General features: G+C 51.0%; 9 protein-coding genes and 1 tRNA gene. 3 read left to right on the forward strand and 7 right to left on the reverse strand.

From position 1 onward, the window contains the following. Positions 1 to 52: 52 nt before the first annotated feature. Both clpS and lysS read right to left on the reverse strand, forming a co-directional pair. Entirely contained in the window at positions 53 to 334 is a 282-nt protein-coding gene (clpS, locus tag H8Q75_RS10805; RefSeq protein ID WP_024123996.1) for an ATP-dependent Clp protease adapter ClpS, read from the reverse strand. 76 nt (positions 335 to 410) lie between these two features. Continuing rightward, positions 411 to 1931 carry a lysine--tRNA ligase gene (gene lysS, locus H8Q75_RS10810; RefSeq protein WP_297041638.1) on the reverse strand — a complete coding sequence of 507 codons (1521 nt, stop codon included), beginning with the start codon at positions 1929 to 1931 and terminating at the stop codon, positions 411 to 413. 131 nt (positions 1932 to 2062) lie between these two features. Between lysS and ppk1 the strand changes: the two genes are divergently transcribed. Then, complete coding sequence (ppk1, locus tag H8Q75_RS10815) at positions 2063 to 4261, forward strand: polyphosphate kinase 1 (protein ID WP_041429370.1); 2199 nt, start codon at positions 2063 to 2065, stop codon at positions 4259 to 4261. Here ppk1 and H8Q75_RS10820 read toward each other — a convergent pair. The 4 genes from H8Q75_RS10820 to queF form a co-directional block, all read right to left on the reverse strand. After that, on the reverse strand, positions 4258 to 6069 hold the full coding sequence (locus tag H8Q75_RS10820) for an ABC transporter ATP-binding protein (protein WP_297041641.1): 1812 nt from the start codon (positions 6067 to 6069) through the stop codon (positions 4258 to 4260). The two genes, ppk1 and H8Q75_RS10820, sit on opposite strands and share 4 nt — an antisense overlap. 41 nt (positions 6070 to 6110) lie before the next feature. Beyond that, positions 6111 to 6884, reverse strand: a complete 774-nt coding sequence (gene hisA / locus H8Q75_RS10825; protein ID WP_024123992.1) for a 1-(5-phosphoribosyl)-5-[(5-phosphoribosylamino)methylideneamino]imidazole-4-carboxamide isomerase — start codon at positions 6882 to 6884, stop codon at positions 6111 to 6113. Between the two features lie 447 nt (positions 6885 to 7331). Next, positions 7332 to 7403, reverse strand: a tRNA-Gly gene (locus H8Q75_RS10830). Positions 7404 to 7422: 19 nt separating this feature from the next. Then, a complete protein-coding gene (gene queF, locus H8Q75_RS10835; RefSeq protein WP_024123991.1) occupies positions 7423 to 7821 on the reverse strand; it encodes a preQ(1) synthase in 399 nt (132 codons plus the stop codon). A 143-nt stretch (positions 7822 to 7964) separates the two neighbouring features. Between queF and H8Q75_RS10840 the strand changes: the two genes are divergently transcribed. Further along, positions 7965 to 8204 (forward strand): hypothetical protein, encoded by a 240-nt coding sequence (locus H8Q75_RS10840; protein WP_024123990.1) that lies wholly within the window; start codon positions 7965 to 7967, stop codon positions 8202 to 8204. A 4-nt stretch (positions 8205 to 8208) separates the two neighbouring features. On the opposite strand, the gene H8Q75_RS10845 is transcribed toward H8Q75_RS10840, so the two are convergent. Continuing rightward, complete coding sequence (locus H8Q75_RS10845) at positions 8209 to 8658, reverse strand: fasciclin domain-containing protein (protein ID WP_024123989.1); 450 nt, start codon at positions 8656 to 8658, stop codon at positions 8209 to 8211. A gap of 173 nt (positions 8659 to 8831) precedes the next feature. On the opposite strand from H8Q75_RS10845, the gene H8Q75_RS10850 reads away from it, so the two are divergent. Further along, positions 8832 to 10214: an NAD-dependent succinate-semialdehyde dehydrogenase gene (locus tag H8Q75_RS10850; protein WP_297041644.1), complete on the forward strand. Its 1383-nt coding sequence runs from the start codon at positions 8832 to 8834 to the stop codon at positions 10212 to 10214. Positions 10215 to 10434 lie beyond the last annotated feature (220 nt).

Below are 10434 nucleotides of genomic sequence, written 5' to 3' on the forward strand. Positions count from 1 at the left end.
AATCCAAAAGGGGCGGCGGATCATTTGCCGCCAAAACTGGGAAAACAGTGGTTTACTCAGTCGGTTCAATGGTACTCGTTAGCCCTGCCATTTTCAGGCCTTCACAGTAAAATTCAGCGTGCTCAAGGGCACAGGTAATCACTAGGGCAACCCCCGTCAGGTGTGCCTCCATCATAATATCCACGGCCTGGGGTTGGGTGAGGCTTGGCACCGTCTTCAGCAATACCTCCACCACATACTCCATAGAGTTGACGTTGTCATTGTGAAGGAGCACCCGATAACGGGGAGCCAACTTGCGAACGGTTGCGGGCTTTTCAATAGTTTGCACTGACATTGTTGGCTATGCCTCCATTCAGTGGACACTCAGGGTAAGACAGTCAGTAAATACGCTTAAGATTTTAGCAAACCCATCAAACCTGACTACCCACCGATTCAGGACGTAACAGCGGGAAAGCAATCACATCCCGAATACTTGGCGAATCCGTGAGCAGCATTACCAAGCGGTCAATGCCAATTCCTAAACCTCCTGTGGGCGGCATTCCATGTTCTAAGGCGGTGAGAAAATCTTCATCAACACTATGGGCTTCCAAATCCCCAGCCGCCTTGCGCCGTGCTTGTTCCTCCAAGCGTTGCCGTTGATCCAAGGGATCTGTTAACTCCGAAAAACTATTGGCATGCTCGCGGCCAACGATAAATAATTCAAATCGCTCCACCAGTCCCGGCTGACTGCGGTGGGGCTTGGCCAAGGGAGAAATCTCCACAGGGTAGTCGAGAACAAAGGTGGGCTGAATCAATGTAGGTTCAACGATTTGCTCAAAAACTTCATTGAGCACTCGGCCAATCGTGTCACAGGTGTCTAAGTCTTTTACACCTACCTTTTGAGCAGCTGTTTTAGCCGCTGTCAGATCTTTTAATTGGCGAAAGTCAATCTCAGTGGCTGCCAACACCGCATCGTGCATTGTCACCCGTCGCCATGGCGGCGTCAGATCAATTGTTTCCCCTTGATAGGTGATTTTGAGTGTGCCCAACACCTCCATCGCCGCTGTGGTAATCATCGCCTCCGTCAGCGTCATCATATCGTTATAGTCGGCGTAGGCCTGATAGACCTCAATGGATGTAAATTCAGGGTTGTGCTTGGTTGAGATACCCTCATTGCGAAAGATGCGCCCCAGTTCATACACCTTCTCAAACCCACCAACAATCAGGCGCTTCAGGTGGAGTTCGGTGGCAATCCGCAAATAAAGCTGCATCTCCAAGGTGTTGTGGTAGGTAATAAAAGGACGTGCCTCGGCACCCCCAGCTTCCGCCTGGAGAACAGGTGTTTCAATTTCAATAAAGCCCTGCTCATTGAGGTAGCGACGAATGGTGGCAGTGATGAGTGCTCGCTTGCGGAATGTGTCACGAACTTGGGGGTTGACGATGAGATCTACATAGCGCTGACGATAGCGCTTTTCCACATCCGTGAGACCGTGCCATTTGTCCGGTAGGGGCAACAATGATTTTGTCAGCATGGTGTAGGATTCCACCACAACCGAGAGTTCGCCCTTCTCGGTGCGCTTGAGGGTACCGACAGCGCCAAGGATATCGCCGACATCGGTCAGGTGTTTTAAATCAGCAAAGGCGCCTTCCCCCATGCCTTGGCTAATGGTTTGCTTATCGAGGTAAAGCTGAATCGTGCCGCTGTCATCCTGAAGCGTAAAAAAGGCCAGCTTGCCAAAGACGCGCCGCGCCATAATGCGACCAGCCACCCTCACGCGATCGCCCACCGCTTCACCAGCAGCCAAGTGGGCATATTTTTCTTGCAGCACTGCTGCAGTATGGGTGCGCTCCCAGCGATAGGCATAGGGGCTCATTCCCTTTGCTTGCAATGTTTTTGCTTTCTCAATCCGTGTTGCCCGAATTTCGGCTCCCGTTGCCCCCACGTCGGCCATATTGGTAGAAAGTCTCCCGATTAGCAAACCTTAACCTTCTTATTGTACGCTCTGGAATCGGTGGCAACGCTGCAAAAGGGGAATCGAGTACAGTGGAAGCTAGTGTGACCAATGAACAAGAACAAACGGCTATGCCCTCTGCGAAGTCCCCTCGCCGTAAAGCACCCGAAGCCATTGATCTGCAGGATCCGCAATACTACTTCAATCGCTCTTTAAGCTGGCTGGAATTTAATAAGCGGGTACTCCACGAAGCCTATGACCCTCGCACACCGCTACTAGAGCGGCTCAAATTTATGGCCATTTTCAGTGCCAACTTGGATGAATTTTTCATGGTGCGCGTGGCCGGTTTGAAGCAGCAAGTGGAAAGTGGCATTCTCCAAGGCGGAGCCGATGGCATGCCTCCAGCGGAGCAATTGCAGGCAGTGCGGCAATATCTCTTACCGATTGTTACGGAGCAACACCGCTATTTCGACCAAGAACTGCGTGCCCTCTTGGCCAAGGAATCTATTTTCCTGACTCGCTTTAATGAGTTGACGCCCGAGCAGCAGGCCTACCTTAACGACTACTTCCAAGCCCAAGTGTTCCCCGTGCTCACCCCCTTAGCCGTTGATCCAGCGCACCCTTTCCCCTATATTTCTAGCCTCAGCCTTAACCTTGCTGTCCTAATTCGTGATCCAGAATCTGGCCAAGAACGACTGGCACGGGTGAAGGTACCCAATCAGTTTCCACGCTTTGTTGCCCTTCCCCAGCACTTGCACTCGCCCCAAGGTATTCATTGGCTGGGCGTTCCCCTCGAAGAAATTATTGCCCACAACCTCAGTGCTCTCTTTCCGGGGATGGAGATTCAGGCCTACTTTGCCTTTCGCATTACCCGCAGTGCCGACCTCGAACTAGAAACGGACAAGGCCGATGATTTACTGATTGCCATTGAACAGGAAATTCGTAAACGGCGCTTTGGCTCTGTGGTGCGTCTGGAGGTGCAGCGGGGCATTCCACCGCTTCTGAGGCAAACCCTAATGGAAGAGATGGATCTCGAGGAGATCGATGTCTATGAACTCGATGGTCTGTTGTGCTTGAATGATTTGTTTGCCTTTATGGGATTGCCCTTGCCCCAGTTAAAGGATCCCGAGTGGCAACCCCAAGTTCCCCCCAGTTGGCAGCGGGTAGAGGAACGGGAATCCATGTTTGACACAAGCAGTGAAATTACCACTCTTGGCACCGACTATTGGGAAGCTGTTGCCAACGAACTCTTTAGTCTCATTCGCGAAGGGGATATTATCGTTCATCACCCCTACCATTCCTTTGCGGCAACGGTACAGCGCTTTATCACTTTGGCGGCCCATGATCCCCAAGTGCTGGCCATTAAGATGACCCTCTATCGCACCTCCGGTGACTCGCCGATTGTCAGTGCCCTGATTAAAGCGGCAGAGAATGGCAAACAGGTGGCGGTTTTGGTGGAACTGAAGGCGCGCTTTGATGAGGAAAATAATATCCTCTGGGCACGGAAGCTGGAGAAAGTGGGTGTCCATGTGGTCTATGGTGTACCGGGTCTGAAGACTCACACCAAAACAGTTCTGGTTGTGCGCCAAGAGGCGGGACAAATTCGCCGCTATGTCCACATTGGCACTGGCAATTACAATCCCAAAACTGCTGGTCTGTATGAGGACTTGGGGCTATTTTCCTGCCGCGCGGAATTGGGAGCAGATCTCTCGGAACTCTTTAATGTGCTCACGGGCTATGCCCGCCAGCGGGATTATCGCAAGCTTCTTGTTGCCCCGGTCACGATGCGCGATCGCACCCTGCAGTTGATTTACCGCGAAATTGAACACGCACGCAATGGTCAGCCGGGGCGGATCATTGCCAAGATGAATGCAATTACAGATACGCAGGTGATTCGCACCCTCTATGAGGCCTCCCAAGCAGGGGTGGAAATTGATTTGATTATTCGCGGTATGTGCTGTCTGCGCCCCGGAGTACCGGGCGTGAGCGATCGCATTCGGGTGATTAGTATCATTGGCCGCTTTTTAGAGCACTCCCGGATTTTCTACTTTGGCAACAATGGGCAGCCAGAGTATTACATTGGCAGTGCCGACTGGCGATCGCGCAACCTAGACCGCCGCGTTGAAGCCATTACCCCCATTGAAGATCCAACCATTCAACTGGAACTCAAAGAACTACTTGAAATTATGTTGGCAGACAATCGCCAAGCGTGGGAACTGCAACCCGATGGCACCTACCAGCAACGACAGCCAGCACCTGGAGAAGCGGAGCGGGGTACCCATCGTGTTTTAATGGCACGCACCCTCAAAGAAGTACAAGCAAGCCACTAGGGTACTCCTGCATACCCTTGAGCAATGGCTCGAAAGTCTGGACTCGTTTGCAGAAGTTCTTGGTAGCTCCCTACAGCGACCACTTGGCCATTGGCCATTAGGTACAGGCGATCGCACCCCATAACAGTACTCAGGCGGTGGGCAATCATAATGATGGTCTTTTCGTTACTGAGAGCTTGAATTGCATCCATGAGCCCGGCTTCCGTTTGGTTATCAAGGGCAGCCGTGGCTTCATCCATCACCAAGACGGAAGGGTTGTGATAGAGGGCCCGGGCAATGCCAATCCGTTGCCGCTGTCCGCCAGAAAGACGAATTCCCCGTTCCCCGACCACTGTATCCAGACCCTGCGGCAGTGAATCAACAAAGGCAGCGAGCTGCGCGGCCTTGACCGCTGCCCATAACGCCTCCTCATCAATCGCTTCATCCGGCAGGCCAAAGGCAATGTTGTGACGCAGGGTATCATCCGATAGATAAATTGCTTGGGGAATATAGCCAATTTGCCCTTGCCATTGGCCAAGGTTGCCATAAATGCTGATGCCATCGACGCGAATATCGCCCTGGGAAGGGGTGAGCAACCCCAAAATCAAGTCAACAATAGTCGTCTTTCCTGCGCCCGATGCCCCCACAAACCCTACCATTTCCCCCCGCTGAATCCTGAGGGACACCCCTTGAATCGCAGGTTGAGCGGCATTCGGGTAGGTATAGTGCACATCAATGAGTTCTAAGCAATCTTGAAAAATAGGCTTTCTTGGGCAGCCCAGAGGCCCAGAGCGCTGAAGTGTTCGCGCTTCCAAAACATCGTCATAAACCAGGTCCACACTAGCAGAATAGTAGGTTATGGAATTGAGGTTACCTATCAAGCGCGTCGCCGAAGGCAACAGGCGAAATGCAGCAGCGGCAAACAGGGAGATCAAGGGTAACACCTGGGCCACACTACCTCGCTGCAGTAGCGTTAGGATAATAATCAGAACAATAGTGAGCACCGCCACGCTTTCGAAGTAGAGACGGGGCACCTGCTGAGCAAATAGAATGAATAGGTTAGCCTGGCGCTCCTCAGTCATGTTTTTAGCATAGGTCTTGAGGAAGTGAGCCTCTCGACCAAGTAACTTGAGTTCCTTGATCCCACCCAAAGCTTCATTAATGCTTTGGATCACTTTTTGGGCATAACCAACACGGCGCTGACCCACAGTCTGAAGTTGGCGCCGAAACACTTGAAAGAAAATGAAAGAAAGTATTGAAATTAAAGCGATAACCAGAATTGAGATGAAGGGATTGACCAAAATAATAACTGAAAATATAGCGAAAACAACCAAGGATTCCGCAAAAACATTTAATAAGGGTAGTAGGTAAAAGTTGAAAACACTATTTATTTCACTGTTTACATTCTGGATCAATGTGGCGGTATTATTTTGCAGATGAAAGGTGTAGGGCTTATGGATATAGCTCTGCAGTAGTAAGGTTGCAAACTTGCGGTTTTTACTGTTCAAGAACCGCAACTGCAGATAACTGCTCAAGGCAAGAAACAAATTCTTGCATAGATACAGAAGGCCAAAAACTGCACTCAGTATCAGGAGCCACTGAGCTTGTTCTGTATTTGTGAGGGGAGTTTGACGCCAAAAGAGAAGGCTATTCAATCGCTCAGGTTTTTCCACAACCGCTATAAAGGGCAGCACTAACCCTACCCCCACCGCTTCCCAAAGACTCGAAAGCAGCATCAGCAAGCCAATACCGAACAATTGCCAGCGATCGCGCCCATCCAGTAGTTGCCAAATTTTACTAAGGGAGCGGAACGCAGGATGCTTTAGCATTTCATTTGTTGAGGCCTAACAACGAATCTATCTTAGACCAGTTATGCCCAAGTGCTGCTTCCTAGATCTGGTGGAATGTCTTGCCAGCGACCTTGACCAACCGCACGAACGGCTTCTCGTAAATCCACCGCTTTGGTATAGAGCGCCTTGCCAACGATCGCTCCCACTAAACCATGGGGTGTCAGAGCAAAAAGACTGAGAATATCCCTGAGGGAACTCACACCGCCAGAGGCAATCACGGGGCGATTAGTTACTGCCAACAACTGCTGCAGTGCTGGAATATTCGGTCCTTGGAGGGTGCCATCCCTCTGAATATCGGTGTAAACAAACCCCGCCACCCCCATTGCTGCCATGTTTTGGGCAAGATCGGTTGCCAAAATTTTTGAAGTTTCCAACCAACCCCGCGTTGCCACATAGCCATTGCGAGCATCTAGCCCTACCCAAATCCGTCCGGGGTATTCTGCAGCCAAACTGGCAACTAGCTCTGGATTCTCAAGAGCCACGGTCCCCAAAATAGCACGATTGACGCCTTGGAGAAGGAGATCAGCAACTGCTTGGCGCGATCGCAAGCCGCCACCAACCTGTACTGGAATTTCCAGGGATGCGACAATTTTGCCAATCAGGTCGTAGTTGCGCGGCTCTCCTGTTTTGGCAGCATCTAGGTCAACCAAATGCAAGCGGGGGGCGCCCAAGCGTTGCCAATAAAGGGCGACTTTTAGAGGATCGTCATGAAAGACATTGACCTTGTCATAGTTCCCCTGCACTAGACGCACACATTTGCCGTCAAGTAAATCAATGGCGGGAATCACATCCATTGGCGTCAGAAATCCTTATTGAAAAATTAAAAATTTAAGCACAACTCCCATCCTAGCAGTCACAAGGGGTAAAGCGTATGAGTGGATTAATAAAGGAGGCTGGCGGTGAGTGAACCTGTCATCTGTTCTGAGTTGGGCTAAGTGTTGAATGCCCCTGAAGGGAGGCAGGCCAGCCTGCAGGCTATAGACAAAAAGCTGGATATTTGCCACCAGTAACATGCCGTTTCAAAGACTGGAGGACAAAATTGATTCGGTAGAGGCAAGCTGGAGCAATATATCGGTGGGGGCAAGCAGGGCCAGGGGATTAGACGGTAGCAGCCCCATTAGAGGATATTTCTCAGCGGCAGATTAGAACGGATGGAAGAGTATAGGGGCTCTTCGCTGCGCTTTTGGCGGCTACCCTTGGGTTACTGACAAAACTCCTCTTCCCCATAGTGATGTTTTGAGAGCGGACGATGGGACTCGAACCCACGACGTTCAGCTTGGGAAGCTGACATTCTACCACTGAATTACGTCCGCAGTCTTGCAATGTATCATCTTAGCACGAACTGACCGCCTGGCGATGGTGTTCGACCGTAATGACGGTATGTACATTTCCACGGGGGGCAAAGTCGCCTTTGATTTTCATGTAGAGGGGGTCACAGGCGGCCACGAGATCATCGAGGACTTGATTTACGGCTTCTTCGTGGGAAATGTAGCGATCGCGATAACTGTTGATGTACAGCTTAATGGCCTTCAGTTCCACCACCTTTTCATGGGGAATATAGCTGACATAGAGGGTCGCAAAGTCAGGATAGCCTGAAAATGGACACTTACAGGTAAACTCCGGCAGGGTAATCTCAATAGTGTATTGCCGACCGGGACGGGGGTTGGGAAATGTCATCAGTTGACCTTCTTGAATGGCGCGTTCGCCGTACTTCATTTCTGATACTTGCATTGTTTACTTCCAACCGGTTGAGAATGAATAGGAGATTCTCTGTGAACCATGACTAAAGTTTATCAAGATTTAAGTTGTTAGCCCCTCGACACCAACATTTCAGGGTGACAATAGGATAGAGAGGTTGTGGAGACGAGAGTCCGATGGAACGGTATCAGCCAAATGGAATCCCTCTCTCAAAGGCGGATAAGGCGGAACTAGCCAAACTAAAGAAACTACTAGAGCGAGCGATCGCTGACGGGGTACTGACTGCTGACGAAATGGGGCAGATCAAGCAACAAATTCGTGCCGACGGCAAAGTTACCTATGAAGAGCTAGAGCTTTACCGCCAGTTTGTGGAGGAGAAAATCCGCCAAGGGCTGTTGGTGCGGGAAATCTGCTAACACCTCAGACTTTGTAGGGAATGTTGGTGTCCTGAAAGGAGTGGGCTGGATCCAATCCCATCAGGATGACGGTGTCAATGACATGGATAATACCGTTCTCCGCTTCTATGTCGGCAGCAAGAACCGTGGCGTTTTTCACCTCAAGGGGATTCTCACCATGAATAGGAATGGTGGAACCCTCGAGGGAAGTGACGATGCCCATCTTTTTCAGGTCTGCTGCTTTGTAGGCACCAGCAACCACATGGTACTTGAGAATCCGCCCTAACTGGGCAGGATTTTGCACAAGGGAGGTAATGGTGCCATCGGGCAACTTGGCAAAGGCGTCATCATTGGGGGCAAACACTGTAAAAGGTCCCGGCGACTGTAGGGCTTCCACCAGATTGGCCACTTTTACAGCAGTGACTAGTGTGGAAAAGCCGGGAGTATTCACTGCAATATCAACGATGGTTGCCATAAAAGCGGGCCCCAAAACTGCGATGAGAATAGACAACAATGGTTTGCGATCGCCCCATTGATCAAGATTGATCAATGAAGATGGGAACTATCACAAACGCTAGAATTAGCATACTGAACCCATGTCCTAGGCGCTAGCGATCGCTGGCGCTAGCCAGATAGGGAAATTTAATTATGGCAATCGTGTCCGTTAATCCCACAACCGCTGAGGTCTTAAAAACCTTTTCTGCCTTCGGGGCTGAGGAAGTAGAGAGAGCCATTGCCCAAGCGGCGACGACCTTTGAGACCTATCGCCTGACCTCCTTTGAACAGCGTGCCCAGTGGCTAGCAAACACAGCAAATCTCCTGCAACAGCAGCGGGAGGCGCTTGCTCGCCTTATGACCCTTGAGATGGGCAAACCGATTACAGAGGCGCGGGCTGAAATTGACAAATGTGCCTGGGTTTGCCGTTACTATGCCGAGCAGGGGGCAACTTTCCTGCAGCCTGAAGTGATTCCCACCGAAGCAAGCTACAGCGCAATTCATTACCAGCCCCTTGGCGTTATTTTGGCGGTGATGCCATGGAATTTTCCCTTTTGGCAGGTATTTCGTTTTGCGGCACCGGCTTTAATGGCGGGGAATGTGGCTCTCCTCAAGCACGCTTCTAATGTGCCACAGTGCGCACTGGCGATCGCTCATCTATTGACTGAAGCGGGCTTTCCTGAGGGGGTGTTTCAAACCCTGCTGATCCCTGGCAGTGCGGTTGCTGATCTGGTGGCGGATCCACGGATTAAGGCGGCTACCCTCACGGGCAGCGAAGCAGCGGGCAAAAGTCTAGCCCAAGCAGCGGGTCAGCACCTCAAGAAAACGGTTCTAGAACTGGGGGGGAGTGATCCTTTTATTGTTATGCCCAGCGCGAATATCTCCCAAGCGATCGCCACCGCTGTCCAAGCGCGCATGATTAACAATGGCCAATCCTGCATTGCCGCCAAACGCTTTATTGTCCATGAGGCTGTCTATGACACCTTTGCCGAGGGCATGAAAGCCGCCTTCGAGGCATGGGTGATTGGCGATCCCTTGGAACCCACCACCCAACTCGGCCCCCTAGCCACCGCCGCCATCCGCGATGAACTCCACGCTCAAGTTGAACTTGCCCTGAGTCATGGTGCCAAGGCATTTTACCGCCGCTCTCTGGATCTACCGACCCAGCAGGGATATTTCTTTGCGCCGACAATTTTGACAGAGGTCACTCCCGATAACCCCGTATTTACCCAAGAGCTATTTGGGCCTGTGGCAATGCTCTTTCGGGTATCGTCCCTGACTGCGGCCATTGAACTGGCCAATGCCACACCCTTTGGTTTAGGCGCCAGTGCTTGGACACAGGAGAGCGATGAAGCAGAGATCCTAGGGCGGGATCTGGAAGCGGGGGCTGTCTTTATTAACGCCATGGTCAAGTCTGATCCGCGTTTACCCTTTGGGGGGATCAAGGCATCTGGTTATGGCCGCGAACTGGGACGGGCAGGACTCCTGGAGTTTGTCAATATCAAAACAGTGTGCCGAGCGAATACTCCCCGTTGAATGAGGTTATTTTAGATAAAAGCTGGTCAGTAGTTGTTTGATTCAAACTGGTTCTATTAAGAAAGTCTAAAAATGCAAATCCAGTCATGGCTTACTCTCTTCTTTCCCTCAATTGGTGATGATTTTGAGATGCTTCCGCTTGTAATAAGCACCAAGAATTTCTTTAATGATTTCTTGAGACCATCTCCAACAATCACAAAGCATATCTTCCCAATATTTA

It is taken from the genome of Thermosynechococcus sp. OHK43, assembly GCF_014466085.1.
Classification (GTDB): domain Bacteria; phylum Cyanobacteriota; class Cyanobacteriia; order Thermosynechococcales; family Thermosynechococcaceae; genus Thermosynechococcus.

What these genes read in the sequence shown, in the direction of transcription:
- clpS (WP_024123996.1), bottom strand. Translation starts at nt 334, where the DNA reads ATGTCAGTGCAAACTATTGAAAAGCCCGCAACCGTTCGCAAGTTGGCT.
- lysS (WP_297041638.1), bottom strand. Translation starts at nt 1,931, where the DNA reads ATGGCCGACGTGGGGGCAACGGGAGCCGAAATTCGGGCAACACGGATT.
- ppk1 (WP_041429370.1), top strand. Translation starts at nt 2,063, where the DNA reads ATGCCCTCTGCGAAGTCCCCTCGCCGTAAAGCACCCGAAGCCATTGAT.
- H8Q75_RS10820 (WP_297041641.1), bottom strand. Translation starts at nt 6,069, where the DNA reads ATGCTAAAGCATCCTGCGTTCCGCTCCCTTAGTAAAATTTGGCAACTA.
- hisA (WP_024123992.1), bottom strand. Translation starts at nt 6,884, where the DNA reads ATGGATGTGATTCCCGCCATTGATTTACTTGACGGCAAATGTGTGCGT.
- queF (WP_024123991.1), bottom strand. Translation starts at nt 7,821, where the DNA reads ATGCAAGTATCAGAAATGAAGTACGGCGAACGCGCCATTCAAGAAGGT.
- H8Q75_RS10840 (WP_024123990.1), top strand. Translation starts at nt 7,965, where the DNA reads ATGGAACGGTATCAGCCAAATGGAATCCCTCTCTCAAAGGCGGATAAG.
- H8Q75_RS10845 (WP_024123989.1), bottom strand. Translation starts at nt 8,658, where the DNA reads ATGGCAACCATCGTTGATATTGCAGTGAATACTCCCGGCTTTTCCACA.
- H8Q75_RS10850 (WP_297041644.1), top strand. Translation starts at nt 8,832, where the DNA reads ATGGCAATCGTGTCCGTTAATCCCACAACCGCTGAGGTCTTAAAAACC.